The following is a 21317-nucleotide window of genomic DNA, read 5'->3' as shown; positions in this document are numbered from 1 at the left end:
TGTATAAGATGCCCAGAAAAGCAGCCTAAGTTATGTTTTTTTTGCAGAAACTTATGCCCTATAAGTTTAATTAAGTATTACGAATTAGTAATTATTTTTGAAATGGATATTTATCAAGTTGCACTTCGTCCACTACTGTTCAATGTGCTAAAAACAGATCCAGAGTGGCTACATCAGCAGACTATTCGCAGTTTAAGCTGGCTATCGCAGACAAATAACGCTCCTGCTGGCTTAGTCACTCAAAGTTTACAGCAGTCTTTGTGTTTACGCGATCGCCGCCTCGAACAAAATTTGTTTGGGCTAAATTTCCCTAACCCTCTGGGTTTAGCAGCAGGTTTTGATAAGGATGGAGTAGCAGCAAAAATTTGGTCTAACTTTGGTTTTGGCTTCGCTGAGTTGGGAACTGTAACTTTCCACCCACAACCAGGTAATCCCCAACCTCGTTTGTTTCGCTTACCTTTAGATCAAGCAGTTCTGAACCGTATGGGTTTTAATAATAGCGGTGCAGCAGCGATGGCCGCTAGGTTGGCAAAACAAAAGGATTTAACTTATACGATACCCATTGGGATAAATTTGGGCAAATCGAAGGTGACACCTTTAGAAGCAGCCGCCGAAGATTATCTCAACAGTTTTCGCTTGCTCAAACATTTGGGCGATTATTTTGTTGTGAATGTGTCTTCTCCCAATACTCCAGGGTTGCGATCGCTCCAAGATGCCACTATGCTAAGTTCTATCTTGGACGTACTACAAAAAGAAAATAATACATATAAACCAATATTTGTCAAGATAGCACCAGATTTGGAATGGGAAGCGATCGCCGACATTATTAGATTGGCAAAAACCTACCAATTAGCTGGAATCATTGCCACCAATACCACAATCCGCCGCGATGGACTGAAAACCCAGGTAATTGACCAAACAGGCAAATCACCGCAAGATGAAGTTGGCGGAATTAGTGGTGCGCCCTTGCGCGATCGCTCCACAGAAGTAATTAAGTTTATTTGGCAGCAAACCCAAGGACAAATTCCCATTATCGGAGTTGGTGGTATATTTTCCCCAGAAGATGCTTGGGAAAAAATTACTGCGGGAGCCAGTCTAATTCAAGTCTATACAGGCTGGATTTATGAAGGCCCCATGATGGTACGCCGAATTCTGGCTGGTTTGCTGTCCAAGTTAGAACAAAACAAGTTAAATTCCATCACCGAAGCGATCGGGTTAGAAGTGTGAAGTATGAAGTATGAAGTGTGAAGTATGAAGTATAAATTTCACCATTTAACCTAGTCTGCGGCAAGTTGCTACGCATCTGTTAGTACTGCAAAGCAGTACATCTATAATTTTCATACTTCATACTTTAGCCTAGCGGGTCTACATACTTCATTACTCTTCTACGGGAAAGAACTCCTTAGTTGTTTCTGAGAAAGTCCAGGCAATACCATCAGGATCGCGGTTGCGACTCCATTCAGGAAAGTCAGGATCATTGCGCCGTTTGTACACAGTGCTGGAATAAACATTCAACCGCTTCGCAAGTTCCGATTGAATCAGAGAGCCAAAAACTAACTGTTTTGCTAAATTTTGTTTGACTTCCTGATGAGTTGGTGGTGGTAATTCAACCTCTGGTTCTGCTTCTACTGCTTGAGGTGCTGGCGGTGCTAGGAGCGATCGCGCAGATGTCGTCACAGTTTGAGCAGATAGTTGTTTTACTGGCTCACTACTGTCAAGAATATTACCCAGAATACTGGCTGTGATGAAGTAATAAACTTCACTCGTTTCCCCAGCATTAACTATACTTGCACCAAATTCCGCAGCCTTACTATCCAGGTAGCGTTTTGCTGTTGGGCCAGGAAAACTACCCCGAAGTGCTAAGTCCATTGGTGTAATTTTGCCTTGGTTTTCCCGAACTAACTGATGGAAAACCGGGTTAACTCGCTGACACCACTGTTGCCATTGATATTGTTGCCAAATATTGAAACCAATAATCAAAACAACTAGCGCCAGCAAAAATCTCCAGGTAGAAACTAGGAAAACGATTAAAAATGATATTGGCAAAAGTAGAACGAGAAAACCCTTCCCGCCACTTTCCATTGTTTTTTCACTCATGCCGATTTTTGCCAAGCGAATTTTTTGGGAAATAATATATTATATTGGCAAAAATTGGGACATGTTTTTGTATCTTTTGGCAAAATCACGGAAAAATTCAACAGTGCGATCGCCAATCTAAATCATTTAAAACTCAACAAAGGCAGATTTTCGGCAAAAATAGGCAAAAAAATTTTCCAGACTAAACTATTCTCGGCAAAAACAAAATTTTTACATAAATATAAAAAATACTTCGATACAGAGTAAAGCGGGGATTTACTCTGCTTAAACCTTTGCGCGACGGCCGTCGCTCCGCTTAAATTAAAATCAGGGAGTTAATAACTTAAATCTCCCCGAATCTCAGCCCCCGTGACTCTTCTATTATTTATGAATGACAACAGGTGTCCCTAAAGATGCCCAATTGAATAGCCATTTAGCATGATTAGGTGCGACATTTATACAACCATGACTTACTGGTGTGCCAAATTTTTTATGCCAGTAGGCCCCGTGAATTCCGTAGTTGCCTTGGTAAAACATTGCATGAGGAACGTTGGGAACATCATAGTCTCTGCCGCGCATTCGCATCGATTTATGCTTAGATTGAATCTTAAAACTACCAACACGAGTGGGAGTAGACTTTTTACCTGTGGAAATAGTCACTGCGTAAATTGTTTTTTTCCCTTCCCAGGCTGTTAGTCTTTGTGTTGAGAGATTAACTTGAATCCAACGCTGCTCTGATTTTTGTAGAGTTTGGATGCTTTGTTTGATTGTCTTGTCTTGAGAACTAGCTGCTAATGTACTTGCAGTAATACCCATTACACTTAAAGATATTGCTGCACCTACCACCAATTTTTTTAAGTGGTGTAACTGATCAGAATTAATCAGGCTTTTCATGATTTATATAGTCTAATGATGGAGTTTAGAGAATTTTTTTCCTTTTTACTTTGTAGCCTAAAAATTTACTGTGTGTGTATTTTGCTACGCTAAATGCTGAATTAACTTACCTGCATGTTGAGCGATCGCTTGCCAATTTTCGACTGCTACCAGCTTTTTAGGAAACAATTCACTACTTAAGCCAACAGCAACAGCTCCCGCTTGGATAAATTCTGGGGCATTTTCCAGCGTTACCCCACCTGTAGGAATTAGGGGAATATGACCCAGTGGCCCTTGTAAACTACTGATATAGCTGGCTCCTCCTAACGCTTGCACGGGGAATACTTTGACACAACTAGCACCTTGATGCCAAGCACTCACAATTTCTGTGGGAGTCAAAGCACCTGGAATTATTGGCACATCCTTTGCCACGGCTGCTGTAATCATAGCCATGTCAACGTGGGGTGAAAAGAGAAATTGCGCCCCAGAGGCGATCGCATTTTTTAACTGCTGCACGTTGAACAGCGTACCCGTACCAATCAGACAATCAGGTAATTCTGCACGTAATTTAGCGATCAGTTCGGCGGCGCGATCGCTGTTCCAGGTAATCTCTATTAGCTGCATTCCTCCACATGCTACCGCCATTGCCATCTGCTCTCCTAATTCCATTGTTGATGCACGGATAACAGCGATCGCTCTGTGTTTTCGCAACTGTGATAACCAAATTTGATTAGACATTCTAACTGGGAGTTGAAATCAGGCGTTGAAATTTCAACTACCAGCGTGACACATTAAAGGGGTTGGGGATTGCTTGTTGCACGAAGCTATGGGACTAAGTTGATCAAATTACCGTATTTACTTTTTATCTGAAAGTTTCTCAGCTACGTCTTCCCCTAGGGAGATTAATTCATTTAAACACCATGCGCCATTAGTCAGATGGAAGAAGAGTTAGAAATTTTTATGCTGAGTTTAACAAGTCGCAGAGTTTATCAAATAAACGTGAGTTCGACGGAGATCAAAAACCTCTCTCCAAACCTCTCCCCTGCAAGGAGGAGCCACTGCGTTGCGCGGGTTTCCCGCGTTGTAGCAAGTGGCGTTAGAGGCTTTAAAACTCTGATTTTTCCGTTGGAAACTAGTAATATTTCTGCCCCTCTCCGCGTCGGAGAGGGGTTGGGGAGAGGTTCATCGAATTCACGTCAAATAAGTGTAATTATTTATCGGCTTTGACTCACACAGTCATGCTGAACTGAAAAATCGTAGAATACTGACAAATAAATAATTCTGATACCAGACGCAACCATAACTAACTTCGTCGATGTGGTGCGTAAATCTGCGTACTCACTCACAGGTGCAGCCCAAGAATATAACTAATGTCGAATATAAACGATCTGACTAATTACTTGCCCATTTTAATCTCTCTGCTCTGTAATTTCATTATTGACTCAATTTATGACCGAGAATATTGATCCTATTAGGATAGCAACTAGGTTAGCAAGAAATTGGTGGACACTCGCATTGCGGGGAACACTCGCCATTATATTTGGTTTAGCCGCACTATTTTGGCCAGGAATTACTTTAACAGCCTTAGTATTTCTATTTGCAGCTTTTGCCTTAGGAGGAGGGCTGTTATTAGCGATCGCCGGATTTAGAGATCATCTGACTAATATCCACGGATGGTTGTTGTTAATAGAAGGAGCAATTGGGGTTGCTGTTGGAGTAATGGCATTTATTTGGCCAGGTATCACTGCGTTAGTTTTACTTTATCTAATAGCAGCTTGGGCAATTATCACTGGTATATTTGAAATTATTGCTGCCAATCATCTACGCCGGGAAATTGAAAATGAATGGCTGTTAATAGCTGCTGGTATTGCATCTCTAGTATTCGGTATTTTGTTGATTATTTGGCCTGTGGCTGGAGCATTAGCAATTTTATGGATAATTGCGGCCTATGCCATTGTTTTTGGGGTTCTCATGTTGCTTTTAGCTTTACGGCTACGGAAGTGGGGCGAACAACGCCGACTACTTTAATATGTTAAGAGGAAATATCCACAACTTTTAATACAAGTTTATTGCGATATTTTACTTGTTTGCTACTATGCACTAAATTTAATCAAATTTATTCCTTAATAGTCATTGTCAGCTACACAAATCCCTTTACATTTAATCCCGTTCGTAGCAGTGCGCTGACAATGGGGACATAGAATTTTTTCGTTTTCTGTTTCTTGATTTACCTTTATACTAGTGGTTGCTGTAAGATAGTCTTTTTCAGTTTGATGGTTTACAGTCATAAGAATTGAAATTTTTTGGTGGTTTACATTTTATAAGTAAATAAAGATAGTGATTATTGCTAAGGCATAGTCTAATAATTTTACTGCACACCAAATACTTTGAGTTTCTTCGTTAATAACTAGTATATAAATTATAGCAGTTATTACATTAACTAGAATGCTATACCGCCAAAGTCAACACCCCGTCATCAGATCAAACTAACTGGTAAATCTGCGGTTGGATAAAATGATGAATACTAGACAGAAGTAGTAGAGCGATCGCCCAGGAAAAAAAGAAAGTATCTTCAGTGGCGATCGCTTGCTTTTAACCTTGGATTCCTTGAGCTAAAATTCCTAATATCTTATTTAATTCTTTAATATAATAGTTATTTAAATCAACGAATAAATTAGTACCTTCTAGCTTCAAAAATTTCCAAATATCTCCTGTTGTGACTGCTCCATAAATAGTCTTAATATCATTCCCTTCTCTTTCATTAAATATCTGAGCCGCCAACATTGCTGCCATACACTGACCTAATCCACCTTTAATATTTTCATTCTTGGCTTCAACAATGATGATTACAGGTGCATTAATTGTTAATTGTTCTTTAGAAAGACTGATTACAAAATCACAATAACCATTCAGACCCTTTTCTGCATCAACATTAAAATCTGTTCCAGAAAATAAACTTATCTGATAATTAGCACTACGCCTCACCTCCAACAAAATAGGCGTAATAATCATTTCAGAGCGAGCTTTTTCTGTATTAATTGCCAATGCTAATTCTGTTGTTTCTTCTAGCGTAGTTGTTAGTTTATCACTTATATGTATAGGTTCAATATTGAAAAATAAATCATTTTTTTCATTAACATTAATATTGAAATCTTTTTTAAACTTAGTTAAGGTAAAATCACTATAAGCCATTGGAATTACCTGATGATTTATGTTTGTCAGTTCGACTTAGATTGAGGCGAATATTAACTATTTTGAACTATCCAAATAAAAATCAGAGCATTTACTCTACAGGCAGGAGAGGTTAATTCATTAAGTCGATATATATCTGGGATTATGTTATTGCCCAGGGCAACGCATCATGATCATATCAAACGAATGGGTAAATCTGCGGTTGGATAAAATAAGAAGTAGTTTCTTAATCATCCTTAAGATAGCTAGAGAGTTCCATCTGTGGGTGAGGGATATTATCATCCGGCTGAAATAAGCTTGAGACTGGGCGAAGTTTCAAACAGATGGAAATTAATATGCACACTGAAACAGAAGTAAAAACTCTAGCACCATCGCTTCAGGGAATTGGTAACACTATTCGCTTGACTGGCTGGATTACTTTCTGGATACAACTAGGACTAGCTGTAGTTTCTGGCATAGCCGTGTTGTTTGCTTCCACTGGACGTGGCTTTGCTGATCAACCAAATGTAGGTCTGGGGGTTGGCATATTTTGGGCTATCGGCGGTATTTTGGCGTTGTTATTTAGTGTCTACTGGGATTTTCGTTATACTCGCCTTGGCAGACGTTTAGGAAACCCTAACCACGCTTTACACCCTAGTAAGGCTGATACGACCGCAGCTATCAAATTAGGTATTATTATCAGTCTAGTCGGCATACTATTAACTCTCTTGGGTGCTGGCTCAACTTTGGGAGTTTTAGTAGCAAAATCAATTTCCCAACCACCAGGGGTAGCAATTACTGACCCTAACAAAATTATTCGGGCGCTGGATGTGTTTGTGGCGGTGGCAAATATTAATGGTATTACGGCTCACTTTTTAGGTGCTGTCTCTTCTTTATGGCTGTTGGAACAAGTGCATAAGCACTAGAGCATTGATTCAGTAATCAAAAACCTAACCCCCGGCTAAACTCCCCTCTCAACGTCGGAGAAGGGTTGGGGGAGAGGTTCTTTCAGCATTACTGAATTGGTGTTCTAGAAAAGCTACACTGCTAAATTAAAGCGACAAAACTATATTGTTTGCGTAAATTTTATACTTGCATAGAAAATATCAAAGAATATTGCTTTTTAGCTCAAAATCAAGTTATACCAAACAAAATGACTGCAAATTAAAGATTTTCCCATCTTCTAGCTGGGAAGTTTTTAAGTACAATTTAATACCTAAAACCATAAAGATTTAGTGAAGTAGTTTTTTATTCTGAAACTATTTGAGTTTTTTATTATAGTATTCGTCTTAAGTAAGATTACTGTAATATTTTCAATAAATATCAACCGCTTTCTAAGTATAAATATGCAAAGAAAGTAGAGGGAATCTTGCTGCTCACATTAGGGATAACTCACACTTGAGAGCTATATGATCACACTAGGGAAACTCAGTGCAGCGATCGCAACGCTGGCTGTAGCAACGACATTTGATCTCATCACCATTGCCAACCCTGCGGCAGCCGCTAGTCTGATAGGTCTAACTGACAACAATAATTTACTATTCTTTAACTCTACCAATCCTACGGCTACTACCACTGTCTCAGTCACAGGGATCGATGGTCTTTTATTAGGTATTGACCGTCGTCCAGCCAACAATTTGATCTACGGTCTTACAACTACTAACAATATTTACACCATCGACGAACTCACTGGTGTAGCTAGTTTTGTCAGTACTCTTAGCACACCTTTTACCGGTGGTCTTATTTCTGGAGTGGACTTCAACCCAGTACCTGACCGTTTACGGGTTGTCGGTGGTAACGACCAAAACTATCGCATCAACGTAGATAATGGTGCGACTATTGTTGATGGGACATTGAACCCAGGAAACCCCAACGTTACCGCCGTAGCATACACTAATTTTGATAACGACCCAGCAACCGGAACCACGTTGTATGGTATTGACTACATCAATGATACATTGGTCATCCAAAACCCTCCTAATGCTGGCACATTGGTGGAAGTAGGATCTCTCGGAGTTGATATCGACTCAGCAGCAGGATTTGACATCTTCACAAATAATGGTGTCAATACTGCTTTTGCCGCCTTGACTCCCACCACAACATTTAGCCCTACTTTATACAGCATCAATTTAACTACAGGTGCTGCAACCTCAATAGGTAGCATCGGTAGCGATCGCCGGCTCATCGGCTTGACAACAGCAACAGCAGCTGTCCCTGAGCCTACTTTTGGTCTTGGGTCTTTGATTGCTGGTGGTGGTATTGCTTTACTACGTCGTCGCCGTCGCCTTAAGTCTGGCATTTAGGAGTGTAGAGACGCGCTGTTTGAAGTGTCTCTACACCAAACCCGATCGCAGTGCAACTACAGCTGCTTGAACGCGATCGTCAACTGCTAGTTTATTCATAATCCCTCGTACATGGGTTTTCACTGTGTTGGGACTGAGATAAAGTTTTTCGGCAATTTCTGGGTTACTCAAACCTTCTACCATCAGTTTCAACACTTCTAACTCTCTTGTCGATAAATTGGCGGTGTTTCCCTGAACAGTGGGAGGTTTGAGATTATCAATCACACGCCTAGCTATTTGCGGATCTAAATATGTTGCACCATCAACGGCAGCTGCGATCGCTTTTAACAATCGTTCTACACTTGCACCTTTGATACAATAAGCATCTGCGCCGCTTGACAGTGCAGCAATTACCTCTGTCTCTGTGGTGTGAGATGTCAGCATCACCACATGAGTTTCTGGTAATGCGGCTTTAATTTGCTGTGTGGCTGCAATCCCATCCAGTCGAGGTAAACCAATATCCATAACTACTAAATCTGGTTTTAATTTTAAGGCTGCTTGCACGCCTAAATAACCATCTTCTGCTTGTCCGACAATTTCCAACTGAGGTTGCGCCATCAATGACTGTTCTAGTCCCAGTTGCATCATTGGATCATCTTCCACGATCAACACCCGCAACACAGGTGTATCAGTCGGCAAATTTAAAGGATGGCTAGAATTAGTAGACATTTTTTATCTGGTCAATAGTCAATGGTCAATAGTCAAAAACTTTTTGACTATTGACTAACTCCTCTATTTTTCCACGCGATAGCCAAACTCTGCTAAATTTAGTCGGGACTGTCGCCATTTTGGCTGGACTTTGACGAAAAGTTCTAGATATACTTTACCAGAGATAAGTTTTTGGATTTGTTCGCGGGCTGCACTGCCAACGGCTTTGAGCATTGAGCCACCTTTACCGATTAAAATGCCCTTTTGGGAATCCCGTTCGACGTGAATGGTAGCGAGTACGCGGGTGATAGTTGGTGTTTCTTCTACTTGATCAATGGCGATCGCCACGGAATGAGGTACTTCTTCACGAGTTAACAGCAAAATTTGCTCCCGAATCAATTCGCCCATAATAAACCGTTCTGGCTGGTCGGTTACTAAGTCGGGAGGATAGTATAAGGGGCCAAGTTCTAAATTTTCAATGAGTAATTTTTGGAGTTCTGGCAATCCTGTACCAGTTTTGGCAGAAAATTTCACTGTCGGCCATTGGTTAGCTTTACCCAACTCTTGGTAACTTTCATCGATAAACTGGGAATTTGCTGGTTGTTCATCGGTTTTATTCAGTCCCAAAATTACGGGTGTGTGGCTATTAGTCAGTAACTCAGCAATGTAGCGATCGCCTGCGCCACAAGCTGCTGTACCATCTACGACAAACAGCACCACATCTACTGATTCAATGGCAATTTTGGCATTCTGCACTAACACTTCCCCCAATTGATGATGGGGTTTATGAATTCCCGGTGTATCGACGAAAATTAACTGTGCTTCTGTTGTGGTGAGAATTCCGCGTAAACGATTACGTGTAGTTTGGGCTACTGGTGATGTAATAGCAATTTTTTGTCCTACTAATTGATTCATCAAAGTAGATTTACCGACATTTGGACGACCGATAATGCCGATAAAACCCGATTTATATTCAGGAGGAGCCTGAGGAATTAATACTTCTCCTGAAAAAGAGGAGATGTGATTATCAATACTATTCACCTTTTACTCCACCTTCATATTTTATAGATGGGATAAGTTAGTTCTTGGTTCAGACGCACAATGAACATATATTCACCCTGGATTTTTCGGGGTTTGTCATTGCTTTAGTTTAATCTACTACTAGAGATGTTTAGCTTCAAATATCCCAAAACATAGATATTAAGATACAACAAATATAATGTTATCTCTCTTCTAGAAAATTATGTTTCTTTGAATAAAATGCTGTATTTTTTATCACATTAAATTTTCGTTCTCGGTTGATAAACTCTCAAAATCACTATTTTATCAAAACAGAATTCAGGAGTCAGAATTCATTCTAAATTCTGTAAGACTTGCGGATAGCGCAGCTTCTCGTAGAGAGCGTCTAAATAAATGGGTTTAAGACCTCCATTATTTACCATCATGATGGTAAAAGCAAATCTAACCCTACAGCCAACGTTGCTGTTTAGCAAATGTAATACTACTGAGTATGATTAATACTATCACACTAATTACAGCAGGATAAGACCAAGTTTGCTCTAATTCCGGCATATATTTAAAGTTCATGCCATAAAAACCAGTAATGAAAGTGATTGGTAAGAATATAGTTGAGAGGATAGTCAAACGATTAATTCGTTCACTGGTTTTACTAGCAATATTATCGCGTTGAATTTCCATTAACTCTGACATCCAAACTCTTAAAGCTTGATATTCTTGCCAGAGGTTATCAACTTGATAAACTAATTCTTGATTGAATAATTCTTTGACTGGCGGAGTAATCCACTGAAAATCTTCGTAATTCATCAGAGATTGAAGCGACTTGATATTTTGGAAATTACGTCTTCCGGAACGCGTAGATTGTCTCATTGTGGCAATTTTTTGGTATGTTGTTTCATCCCCACAATTTGCTAAAACTTCATCTTCTAAATCATCAAGCTGTCTAGAAATATAATCAAATACTGTATGGTAATTATTTAAAATATCTTTAAAAATTAAATATAAAATATAATCTACACCCCATTGTTTAATATCTACAGTCTGTTTTTGAATATTGTTACTTAATATAGTTAAAACCTTGATTTCCGTAAGTTCAAAAGTAATAATAAAATTAGCTCCAACCACAATGCTGCCACGCGCTACCTGAAACTCCCTATTTTTTATTTGATGAGTTAGTATTTCATAGCTATCAAATAAACAATCTTCCATTTCCTCATCAATTCCTGTAGGGGAATGGTTAAAAATCATATCAATTCGACATGGATTAAGTTGAAAGTGGTTAATAATTTTGGCTGTTCCAGTGCGATCGCGGAAGTGAATACAGCGTAACCAGATATTATGAGAACTATCAATTTTTTGCAGTGCTGTATCGACATCTCTACTCGAAAATAATTCTAAATGATTCTGAGAAAAGGTCAAGAGATTTAGCATATAGAAGTTAATATTGTTTTTACTTGCCCTATTTTCAGCAGATACAAAGCTTGATTTAGAGTGACGATAGCTTACCAAGAAGTCATAAACTGCCAATCTTCCGAATCTGCTGGATTTTCTGCGGAATCTGCTGTCGGTTCTATATTTTCTGCTTGCATTAACTTTTCATATTCTCCTGAATCAACCCACTTCAATAATTCAGAAGTTCGCATCACAGCCCAGGGAAAGCGGTACTCCATGAAACTGAATATTTTAGTTACTTGATCTAGGTTATCAAGAGTGATGGTAGAAAATTCACGAGCTTGAGCCTGAAAATCGGCAATGGTATCTGCATTTAAATACTCAGTCGGTAAACCAGCTAATTTCATGAGCGCGGTGATAGCAACATTAATATCTTGACATGCTAATAAACCCGCGCGATCGCCAGTGAATCTTGACATAATCATCCAGTTATATAGAGCTACTTCTATACCACCTGCTGCCAAGCCTCCCAAACCAAAGGTTGTACTATTAATGATATTTTTTAACAGTGGGATGACATTTGCCATTTGCTGGTAAGCGATGTATTTACCTTTGATACGGGAAATTTCATACCCAAAAGCAAACAGCAATTCGTCTTGTGAATACCATTCCATAGCTTCTAGATTCACACTCACCATTGGCTTTTCTACACCAACTGCGTTGGTTTGAATATGTCCCGTACCACGAAATAGATATAACTCTGGCTTTGGAGTCAGATCAAGAATCTGACAGCTTTCTGTAAAGGCATCATGCAATTTAGGAAAATTTTGCGAAGTAACTCGAAATTCACCGCCGATAATTTGCATTCTGAGTAGGCGATCAATTCCATATTCATTCAGCTTTTTTAATAATAAAGGCAACCCTGGCATTTTATTCAAAGCTACTAAAGATTTTTGATCAAAGGGATGCTGGAAGCTTGCTGTATTTAGTCCGACAAATACTCTTCTTGTCATTATTTTTTTTAATTCGTAATTACTACTTAATAAAAATTGGATAAATCAGTACCCCAATTCTTGTGTTCATCCCTTCTGGATAAACTGCTTTAAAATCTCCACTGGCTTTCTATCCCATGTGTCTATATGTTCGTATATCAAATTATTTGAGTTAAATTTGTAGGTTGAATAGCCATTAAAAAATATCTCGGATTTCCAAGGTACACGCAACACTCCCCGCACTGTCCACTTGGCTAAAATAGTATCTTCCGACGACTGATAAACTTCGTGTAAATCAAAAGTAATTTGCGTAAAAAATAGTTGGGCGTGAAATCGCAATGTCCAAAATATAATTCGATAGTTGAATTTATATTTAAATTTATTTACTGGGTCTTTAAAATAGATATCTTGTGTATAAATGTCATAAGAAATATCTTTTGCAAAGAGTGTAGGTAAATCTTCTTTGAGAGTTTGCATTACCTGTTCTATCTGTAATTTATCTGCCATGCGCCTCCTTCAAAAAGATTTTTCCAAAAATTATTAATTCTCTGCCAGAAAGCCATTGCTGGACTGCTGTAAATCAGTCAAACTTGGGAATGCAGCAGGTTTAGCATAGTGGCGATTTCGTGAGATATGAGCAAGAGCATTATTATTCTCTCGCAAACCTTCGTAAAAAAAGAAGAAACCACGAGAAATTCTCAGTCGGTGGTTGTATGCGATCGCTTGCACCAGATATTCTGGACTGATGCAGTAAGTACCAAGCTTCACCAAAATTCCTGCTGCTTTCCTCCCCCACTCCCATGTAAGAATTTTCTGACATTGCTGCCACATGACACTCAGCAGAATTATTACTTTAATGACTGTCTTTTAACAGATGTTTGAACTAGGAATCTGGTACATAATTCAACAAAAGGTAGGTTATGTCTCTAAAAAATACAACATATGTCTGAAATTAAAAATTCATGGCAACACAAATATATAACTACCAATGGTGTGAAGCTGCACTATGTCACCCAAGGAACAGGCCCCTTAATGTTGATGTTACATGGGTTTCCTGAGTTTTGGTATTCTTGGCGGCATCAAATCCCAGAATTTGCTCAACATTTCCAAGTGGTTGCCTTAGATTTGCGTGGCTATAACGATAGCGAGAAACCAAAAGAGCAATCAGCTTATGTTATGGATGAATTTGTCAAAGATGTTGCGGGTGTAATTAAAGGATTAGGCTACGAAAAATGTGTTTTAGTGGGGCATGATTGGGGAGGTGCGATCGCTTGGTATTTTGCTGATACCCACCCGGAAATGTTAGAGAAATTAATCATACTTAATTTACCTCACCCTGCTAAATTTTCCCAAGGATTATCTACTCCTCAACAGTTACTGCGTAGTTGGTACATGTTCTTATTTCAACTACCAATAATACCAGAGTTACTGCTGCAATCTTTTGAATATCAAACAATTGCCCAGACTATTCAAGGCACAGCAGTTAATAAAAATGCTTTTACTTCATCTGATCTTGAAGCTTATAAAAATGCTGCGGCTAAACCTGGTGCTTTAACAGCTATGCTCAACTACTATCGTAATATTTTTCCCCATGTTTTATCCCGCAAAAATTGGGAAATTTTGCATGTACCAACACTGATGATTTGGGGAGAAAATGATACTGCTCTTGGCAAGGAGCTTACTTATGACACTGCTGCTTATGTTAGCAACTTACAAATTCAGTATATTCCGAATTGCGGACATTGGGTACAGCAAGAACAGCCTCAGTTAGTCAACCACTACATAAGTGAGTTTATAGTAAATTAATATACTGTTCACCGCAATTACTGAGTGTTATTTAGTAATAGAAAAATCATGGTTATCAACTAATGACAAATTAAAATAAATAATTTACTTTCTTAAAAAGATTTAACAAAACGAAAAATGGTGAATTTATGTAGATTTTCTCTTTGAAGCACAGCCTAAAACCCGTATCAATAGTATTTTCGTGCTATCAAGAAAAAGATGAAACATCACCTCCATTTGGTGAGTTAAATCAACATTGTGCAGAAATTTAGTGAGATAATAGAGTTGTGAGGAAAAGAACGGATGTCACTTAATTACAAAGGGGACAAATTTATGAAACTTAAGCTATTTGCAGCTGTAGCCTTAGCAACTCCCCTCATTTTTGCTAGTGCTGTTAAAGCAGGGAATTCGCAAGATTTACAAAGGCTTTTATCTACTGGGGAATGTCAGCGGTGTAATCTAGTCGGAGTTGACCTCAGTGGCGAACATTTAATTGGTGCAGATTTGCGTGGTGCAAACCTTTCTAAAGCTAATCTTTCTGGAGCTAACCTTGAAGGTGCGGATCTCACCAATGCTAATTTGAAAGGAGCTAACCTATCTTCCAGTTTTCTGACTAACGTTAACTTCAAAAAAGCCAATCTGAACGGAGTTAACATGAGCCGCGCTCATATTTTTGACTCCAATGTACACGGCGCGTCAATGGATAATTTAAATATTACTGATGCCGAAATTTATCACACTGGCATTGGTATTGGTGGTGAAGATGGCGCACAAGTTCCCGATTGGGATTAGTCAAGCGATCGCGCTAATGCCTTCTGACTTTTAATTCCACCCGATTCAGATGTAGAGACGCGTCATAGCGTGTCTCTACTATATTGCTTTTAAATGAGTTTAGATGAACACATAAAAATTTTTATTACATATTCATATCAAAGACGAACAGATTCATTGACGAAATCAGCTGAAGATAGCTTTAATATTCAAGTAAAATCGGCGCTTATCCTTGTATAAATGAGAAGTAGTCGGATTTTTGCCTGATTTGTGCTTGAATGAGTACGATTATCAGCAACTGATACAGCATGGGATAATTTCATCTTAAGGGTTACAGTTGATTGACAAACACAAAACTCAGACAGATGGAGGTAACACATCTCACCACTTTCCAGCTTCTGTCGTCCTACTCGCTGTCTACCTTGAAGTTGATGCAGTAGAGATTAGAGGCATTTATGGTTATAGGGAACCCAACGCGTTACCAAGCCTAGTCTGATACACTTGTGCATTGCTTAATCACAGCCTTTTGGTTGTCATTGTCCGGATTAAAAAACCCAACTGTCAAATTTATGGAAGTGAAAATGCAAGAACCGGAATTCGCAGAAACAAAATCCACAGAAGCAACAGTGCCAGATATCAACAGCCAAACAGGAACTATCACCAAACTCCAACCTCCTGCTCAACCTCAAGAGGAATGGATAAAATACGGAGAACAAATTTCTGGCTTTTTAGCAACACTGCCTGAATATCTAGGTAGCTTCTTCAATAAATATAAGCAGCCCCTAGTTAGTGTTGGCTTAATTGTGACAGCAATTGTCGCAGTTAAAGTACTTTTGGCAATATTAGATTCTTTGAATGACATTCCTTTGATCGCACCTACCTTTGAATTGATTGGTATTGGTTACTCTGCATGGTTTATTTACCGCTATTTACTTAAGGCTTCAACCCGGAAAGAGCTAACCAATGAAATTACAACCCTCAAATCACAAGTTGTTGGCAAAAACGCTCCTGGCGCTTAAGAACTGATTTTAGTTGCATCTTAAATTAAAGGAGTTTGAGTGGCAGAAATCGTCATTCAAACTCCCTAAAAATCCAGAATGAATCAATAGTTACCATACGAACCTTGATCAGGTAATTAATATAAAATTTTACTAATCAAAGCTTTTCAAATACCTTCTAAGCTTTCGAGGTAGAATAGAGGTAAGGGAGAAACACAGTATTGTACATTAAATGGCTGAAGAAAAGGCTAAAACTCCTAACAACTCAGTTTCTAAGTTAGCCAAAAAGCACTTGAGAGATATCCTGGGAGATGCAAAGGATATAGCAAGTGCTGTTGCTGTTGGCGCATTGGTCACATCAAGTATTGGGTTATCTGGCCCTGTGGCTGCGGCAGCTATTTTGGTGGCAACTACAGTGTTGAAACTGGGACTAAATACACTTGAGGAGGAAGAGGAAGTAGACAAGGATGCTCAAGAGGAGCAACAGGATGATTAGTGTTGCTACTGTTTTTACTGTCTACTTAATTCAGCTATCTTCAACCTGCCAGCAATGCGCTGAAACTGCCTCAAATTTCAATCACGACCAACTTCGAGTACTTACTGTACTTCTATTGTTGTTAATACACTGCATTGTTCGTGGTGTACGCGACCAAGCATTTCCCTCGGCTCGTGCAGCCTTGGATATTTCCTTGTTTTGGGCTGGAAATGTTTTAACCCTCAGTTTAGTATATCGAGCCTTAACAACAGAATTACTCTTCAGATTGGTAGACCTTGATGGAGTTGTGACTATGGGTATAGGAGCAATTATGACGCTCATTGCTGGTTTCAACAATGATGATATTTTGGCAGACTTTATTATGGCATTCCAAGGACTAAAATCAACTATGACTGCTGTATTTCAAAAAGGAATGGAAACAATTAAGAGGCTATTGAGAATATAACAGGAGTTCCACAAAAAGCTCTTTCGCTGTGGAAGGTGGTAAGGATTTTAGAGTTTTGAATAGTTTAGGACTTACGCACGAGTCACGGAATAACGTAGACGCGGTAGCAGCTTGCCGCAGGCTACCACAGAGGCGCAGAGGTCACGGAGAAATGAGAGTTTCAGAGATATTTTGCGTAAGTCCTATAGTTATTGAGTTATTTTACTTTGAGGCAAAGAATTTTTTACAGGCGATGCCTACGGCGGGCTTTGCCTACGCACAATATTCTCAGAAGAAATGTTATCTAACCTTCCCAGCCTTACCAAAGCTTGATGCACCATTGCAGCTACCTCAGCACGGGTAGCTTCTTGATTAGGTGCTAAAAATTGTTGATTGGCATCGGTAATCACCAAACCATTAGCTGTGGCAGCAGCTACTTTGCCAGCAGCATATTTAGGAATACTTTTAGCATCTTTGTAAATACTTAAAACCAGTGATGCTTTTGCTGGTTGTTGGAGATTTAATCCGCTAACTAGAGCCACTAAAACCTGCACACGGGAAATATTTTGTTCTGGTTGAAAAGTTTTGTCAGGATAACCTTGTAAAAATCCTGTACCAACAGCGCGATCAATTGCTGGTGTTGCCCAATATTGGGCTGATACATCTTTAAAAGGTAAAGAATTCTTGCTCAGTTCTGTATCAAAAGCTTTCTGTAGGATAGCAGCAAATTCAGCGCGGTTGATAGGCTGATTTGGTCTAAAAGTATAATCTGGAAAACCCTTAATAATACTGCGAGCCGAAAGAGCATTAATAAACCGAACTGCCCAAAAATTAGTGGGTACATCGTTAAATGCAATGGGTGGCGGAATAATAGACTTCTGTTCCGCCGGAGTAACTAGGGGTAAAGGCGATGACTTGATTGACGGCTCTAAGTTTTTGGTTGTAAAAAAGGGTGCAGGCTTGGGCTGTGAGTTAATAGGAGCTACGGGAACAGGTGGAAGTATCAGTCCAGGAGTAGGGACAGGTTCTGGAATTATCTTATCTGGAGGTAATGGTGCAGCATCAAGTTGAGAATCTGCATTTGGTTGCACCTGGGAAGTCGGAGAAGGTGATGGGAGACTTGGTTGAGTTTTGATAGTTGGACTTGGTGAAGGCGATCGCAATATATTGAAATTCCAGCCAGCATCTCGCCGCGAAAATGACCACAACAGAATTCCCCCGATCGCCGCAAAGGCAACCAAAATGGCGATAAATTCATCAAAGCCAAGGGTTGTTTCTTCAGATGACTGGCGATCGCTAGGTGGTAGATTTGTCATCGTATTTCCCCTGGAAACAGTAAAGTTCTCAAAAATCAACCCACACTAAAGAAGTGTAAAACATAAAAAGTTTATCCTTCATCCTTCACACTTCAGACTTCACACTTTTTAAAGCACTCGCAGTATGCTGGCAATGCTATCAATCGCTTCCAGATGTCGAATTTCATCTAAAGCTTGACGGAAGTCCCCTTCTTTAACATCGTGGGTAACAACTACAATTTCTGCTAACGCTCCCTGAAAGCCAGTTTGCACAACAGACTCTAAACTCACACCATAATTGCCAAAACAAGTACCTAATTTGCCAATGACACCAGGGTGGTCTTTAGTGAGGAAGCGGGCATAAAATCGCGTTAGTAGTTGGGAAACTGGGGTAATTTGGCAGTAATCTTCATGTCTACAAGTTAGTAGGGGATTTGGTACTGCCGTATTACTCTCCAGCGCCGCCACTAAGCTTAAGATATCTGAGGTGACGGCGCTGGCTGTTGCACCTGCACCTGCACCAGGCCCAAAAAACATCACCTGGCCGATGGGTTCCCCTTCCACCAGAATGGCGTTATAAACACCGTTAATACTAGCCAATGGGTGAGATTTAGGCACGAAGGTGGGATGGACTCTCACAGATAACCCAGGGTGATTATTGCCTTGAGATTTAGCGATCGCCAATAATTTAATCACAAATCCTAATTTTTCGGCGTAGGTAATATCTGTCTTACTAACTTGCCGAATTCCTTCACAATAAACATCTTCTAAGTGAATGCGTCCACCAAAACCCAATGATGCCAAAATTGCAATTTTATCGGCTGCATCTAAACCATCAATATCAGCTGTCGGGTCAGCTTCAGCATAGCCTAAGCGTTGGGCATCAGCCAAAACATCACCAAAATCGCTGCCTTCAGTTTGCATTCGAGTGAGGATGTAGTTAGTTGTACCGTTAACGATGCCAGTAACAGTATGAATGCGGTTGACACTTAAAGCCTGTTTTAAGGGTTGAATTACTGGAATCCCACCACCTACAGCCGCTTCGAGCATCACGTAGACCCCAGCTTCATTGGCAGCGTTGAAAATTTCTGCACCAAAACGGGCGATCGCGGCTTTGTTGGCGGTGACAATATGCTTACCATTTTTGATCGCTTGGAGAATGAGCGATCGCGCTGGTTCCAATCCACCCATCAACTCGACAACTATATCTACGGCTGGATCATTAACAATCGCAGCTAAATCGGTCGTTACTACTGACTGTGGTAATTTTACATCTCTGGGTTTATCCAGCGATCGGACTCCCACTCGATATATTTCTACTTCCTGTAACAACGGGTTGCGGCCAACAGCATCTTGTAAAAGTTGCACTGTACCCGTCCCCACAGTTCCTAATCCTAATATTCCTAGCTTTACACCCACAAACTTTGCACCCCATATCTGAATTTTGAGTGCTGAGTGCTGAGTAGTTAGTGCTTTAACTACCAAAACTCCATTCTCAGCAAATCAACTATATATACAAAACAATTGTAGGGTGGGCATTGCCCACCCTACGGATTATCTTGTTTCAGTTATCTTTTGTCTTAATCTAATGACCAATGACAAATGACTAACTTAGTAAGTTTCTACATGCCAGCGACCAGCTTTCTTTAGATCCTTCTGGTAATCACTCCAGGTTACGCCTTCTTTCGCAGCAGCAGCGGTTAAAGCCGCATCAATACCATCTTCCATACCGCGTAAACCGCAGATGTAGGTGTGGGTTTTTTCGTTTTTAATCAACTGCCACAGTTCATCAGCGTGTTCGGCTACGCGGTCTTGAATGTACATTCTGCCACCTTCAGGGTTCTTTTGTTCCCGGCTGATGGCACAAGTTAAGCGGAAGTTTTCGGGATACTTCTGCTGCATTTCTTCCAGTTCTTCTTTATATAGAATATTGGGAGTAGTCGGAACACCAAAAATCAGCCAAGAGAATCCTTTGAATTGGTATTCTGGGTTAGCGGCTCTTTCTGCATCCTTAAACATCCGCCATAAGTAAGCACGCATGGGCGCGATACCTGTACCAGTTGCCATCATGATGACGTTGGCTTCGGGGTCGTCGGGTAACAACATTTCTTTACCCACTGGCCCGGTGATTTTGACTTCTTCCCCTGGTTTGAGGAAACACAGATGTGTAGAGCAAACACCATAGACTGTTTCGCCAGATTCTGGGTGCTTGTATTCCAACTGGCGGACGCATAACGAAACTGTCTTGTCATCTACATCGTCGCCGTGACGAGTAGAAGCAATTGAGTACAGTCTGAGCTTTTCTGGCTTACCATTCTTGTCCAAACCAGGGGGAATAATCCCAATACTTTGACCTTCAATGTACTTCAAGTCACTACCAGAAAGGTCAAATTTAATATGCTGAACAATACCAATCCCGCCTTCTCCAACTAACGGATCATTAGATATACACTTACCAATAAATGGAGCATTGGGACGATAAGTGTTTACAGGAACGTCAGCGTGGGCTTTTTTGGCTTTCGCTTGAGTCATGGTGTTGCCTTTGTTATCCTTATTCTTTAGCTGTTCTTCAGCGAAGCCTTTCGCTTCACTTTTCGCTTTCACAGGTGTGGCTTGACCATTCCCCTCATTACTAGCAGTCTTCCCAGGTGCAGCACTGATAAATGAGGCTTTACCATTCAGTTGCTCTAGAGCGCTTGCGGGTTGAATGCTAACAATTTTGCCGCCTAGGCGAGTGATACGTCGCATTTCTTGATTCATGCGGTTGTAAGGCACTCTGATGAACACACTGCCACTTTTACGAATTGGGTAGTTCGTTTGATCAGTTTCTTTGTTCTGACGCAAACCCACCACTTCGTAAACGAAGACGCGGCTACCTGATTCTGTGTTGGCAGCACCCTCAACAGCACCTTGATTGTACATTCGTTCTATCACTCCGATATTTACTTAACCGTTTTTCAAAAAAAACTATTCCCAAGCCAGTTTTTAGTTTATCGGATTTTTGGTTACTAAAACTAGCACGTTGGGAAAGAAGCAT

Annotated in this window: 22 protein-coding genes; 9 read left to right on the top strand and 13 right to left on the bottom strand. The window is 40.1% G+C overall.

Going from position 1 to position 21317, the window contains the following annotated elements; all coding sequences use genetic code 11:
* The first annotated feature begins 102 nt into the window (after positions 1–102).
* On the top strand, positions 103–1227 hold the full coding sequence (locus IQ259_RS06005; RefSeq protein ID WP_193882385.1) for a quinone-dependent dihydroorotate dehydrogenase: 1125 nt from the start codon (positions 103–105) through the stop codon (positions 1225–1227).
* Positions 1228–1377: 150 nt separating this feature from the next.
* On the opposite strand, the gene IQ259_RS06000 is transcribed toward IQ259_RS06005, so the two are convergent.
* The 3 genes from IQ259_RS06000 to IQ259_RS05990 form a co-directional block, all read right to left on the bottom strand.
* Complete coding sequence (locus tag IQ259_RS06000; RefSeq protein WP_193882382.1) at positions 1378–2097, bottom strand: hypothetical protein; 720 nt, start codon at positions 2095–2097, stop codon at positions 1378–1380.
* Between the two features lie 360 nt (positions 2098–2457).
* Complete coding sequence (locus IQ259_RS05995; protein ID WP_193882379.1) at positions 2458–2970, bottom strand: L,D-transpeptidase; 513 nt, start codon at positions 2968–2970, stop codon at positions 2458–2460.
* An 84-nt stretch (positions 2971–3054) separates the two neighbouring features.
* A complete protein-coding gene (locus IQ259_RS05990; protein WP_193882376.1) occupies positions 3055–3687 on the bottom strand; it encodes a bifunctional 4-hydroxy-2-oxoglutarate aldolase/2-dehydro-3-deoxy-phosphogluconate aldolase in 633 nt (210 codons plus the stop codon).
* A gap of 711 nt (positions 3688–4398) precedes the next feature.
* Here IQ259_RS05990 and IQ259_RS05985 point away from each other — a divergent pair.
* Positions 4399–4977, top strand: coding sequence for an HdeD family acid-resistance protein (locus IQ259_RS05985; RefSeq protein WP_193882373.1), 579 nt, complete (start codon positions 4399–4401; stop codon positions 4975–4977).
* 564 nt (positions 4978–5541) lie between these two features.
* On the opposite strand, the gene IQ259_RS05980 is transcribed toward IQ259_RS05985, so the two are convergent.
* The gene (locus IQ259_RS05980) at positions 5542–6141 is read right to left on the bottom strand and encodes a hypothetical protein (RefSeq protein ID WP_193882370.1); all 600 of its coding nucleotides are present in this window, start codon (positions 6139–6141) and stop codon (positions 5542–5544) included.
* 335 nt (positions 6142–6476) lie between these two features.
* Here IQ259_RS05980 and IQ259_RS05975 point away from each other — a divergent pair, with 335 nt between their 5' ends.
* Entirely contained in the window at positions 6477–7046 is a 570-nt protein-coding gene (locus tag IQ259_RS05975) for a DUF3611 family protein (RefSeq protein WP_193882368.1), read from the top strand.
* Between the two features lie 483 nt (positions 7047–7529).
* A complete protein-coding gene (locus tag IQ259_RS05970) occupies positions 7530–8423 on the top strand; it encodes a DUF4394 domain-containing protein (protein WP_193882365.1) in 894 nt (297 codons plus the stop codon).
* A gap of 30 nt (positions 8424–8453) precedes the next feature.
* Here the strand turns inward: IQ259_RS05970 and IQ259_RS05965 are convergent, their stop codons facing one another.
* From IQ259_RS05965 to IQ259_RS05940, 6 genes are all read right to left on the bottom strand, one after another.
* On the bottom strand, positions 8454–9131 hold the full coding sequence (locus IQ259_RS05965; protein WP_193882362.1) for a response regulator transcription factor: 678 nt from the start codon (positions 9129–9131) through the stop codon (positions 8454–8456).
* A 63-nt stretch (positions 9132–9194) separates the two neighbouring features.
* Entirely contained in the window at positions 9195–10151 is a 957-nt protein-coding gene (gene era / locus IQ259_RS05960; RefSeq protein ID WP_193882359.1) for a GTPase Era, read from the bottom strand.
* A gap of 426 nt (positions 10152–10577) precedes the next feature.
* On the bottom strand, positions 10578–11558 hold the full coding sequence (locus IQ259_RS05955; protein ID WP_193882356.1) for a magnesium transporter CorA family protein: 981 nt from the start codon (positions 11556–11558) through the stop codon (positions 10578–10580).
* A gap of 71 nt (positions 11559–11629) precedes the next feature.
* Complete coding sequence (locus IQ259_RS05950; protein WP_193882353.1) at positions 11630–12532, bottom strand: M48 family metallopeptidase; 903 nt, start codon at positions 12530–12532, stop codon at positions 11630–11632.
* A gap of 66 nt (positions 12533–12598) precedes the next feature.
* Positions 12599–12988, bottom strand: coding sequence for a DUF2358 domain-containing protein (locus tag IQ259_RS05945; protein ID WP_370568006.1), 390 nt, complete (start codon positions 12986–12988; stop codon positions 12599–12601).
* 63 nt (positions 12989–13051) lie between these two features.
* Positions 13052–13342, bottom strand: a complete 291-nt coding sequence (locus IQ259_RS05940; protein WP_193882347.1) for a hypothetical protein — start codon at positions 13340–13342, stop codon at positions 13052–13054.
* 111 nt (positions 13343–13453) lie between these two features.
* Here IQ259_RS05940 and IQ259_RS05935 point away from each other — a divergent pair, with 111 nt between their 5' ends.
* The 5 genes from IQ259_RS05935 to IQ259_RS05915 all read left to right on the top strand — a co-directional run bounded on the left by IQ259_RS05935 (position 13454) and on the right by IQ259_RS05915 (position 17006).
* Positions 13454–14317, top strand: coding sequence for an alpha/beta fold hydrolase (locus tag IQ259_RS05935; RefSeq protein ID WP_193882344.1), 864 nt, complete (start codon positions 13454–13456; stop codon positions 14315–14317).
* 312 nt (positions 14318–14629) lie between these two features.
* Positions 14630–15088: a pentapeptide repeat-containing protein gene (locus IQ259_RS05930; protein WP_193882342.1), complete on the top strand. Its 459-nt coding sequence runs from the start codon at positions 14630–14632 to the stop codon at positions 15086–15088.
* Positions 15089–15648: 560 nt separating this feature from the next.
* Positions 15649–16086: a CAAD domain-containing protein gene (locus tag IQ259_RS05925; protein ID WP_193882339.1), complete on the top strand. Its 438-nt coding sequence runs from the start codon at positions 15649–15651 to the stop codon at positions 16084–16086.
* Positions 16087–16297: 211 nt separating this feature from the next.
* Complete coding sequence (locus tag IQ259_RS05920; RefSeq protein ID WP_193882336.1) at positions 16298–16561, top strand: hypothetical protein; 264 nt, start codon at positions 16298–16300, stop codon at positions 16559–16561.
* Entirely contained in the window at positions 16554–17006 is a 453-nt protein-coding gene (locus tag IQ259_RS05915; RefSeq protein WP_193882333.1) for a hypothetical protein, read from the top strand. Before IQ259_RS05920 ends, IQ259_RS05915 begins: the two co-directional genes overlap by 8 nt.
* Positions 17007–17242: 236 nt before the next feature.
* Here the strand turns inward: IQ259_RS05915 and IQ259_RS05910 are convergent, their stop codons facing one another.
* The 3 genes from IQ259_RS05910 to petH all read right to left on the bottom strand — a co-directional run bounded on the left by IQ259_RS05910 (position 17243) and on the right by petH (position 21202).
* On the bottom strand, positions 17243–18301 hold the full coding sequence (locus tag IQ259_RS05910) for an S-layer homology domain-containing protein (RefSeq protein ID WP_193882330.1): 1059 nt from the start codon (positions 18299–18301) through the stop codon (positions 17243–17245).
* A 108-nt stretch (positions 18302–18409) separates the two neighbouring features.
* Positions 18410–19699 carry a homoserine dehydrogenase gene (locus IQ259_RS05905; protein ID WP_193882538.1) on the bottom strand — a complete coding sequence of 430 codons (1290 nt, stop codon included), beginning with the start codon at positions 19697–19699 and terminating at the stop codon, positions 18410–18412.
* Between the two features lie 192 nt (positions 19700–19891).
* The gene (gene petH / locus IQ259_RS05900) at positions 19892–21202 is read right to left on the bottom strand and encodes a ferredoxin--NADP reductase (RefSeq protein ID WP_193882535.1); all 1311 of its coding nucleotides are present in this window, start codon (positions 21200–21202) and stop codon (positions 19892–19894) included.
* Positions 21203–21317: the final 115 nt, after the last annotated feature.

Source organism: Fortiea sp. LEGE XX443, assembly GCF_015206815.1.
Lineage (GTDB): Bacteria > Cyanobacteriota > Cyanobacteriia > Cyanobacteriales > Nostocaceae > Nostoc_B.
Note: the sequence above shows the minus strand (reverse complement) of the source record. Positions and strands in the feature narration are given on the sequence as shown.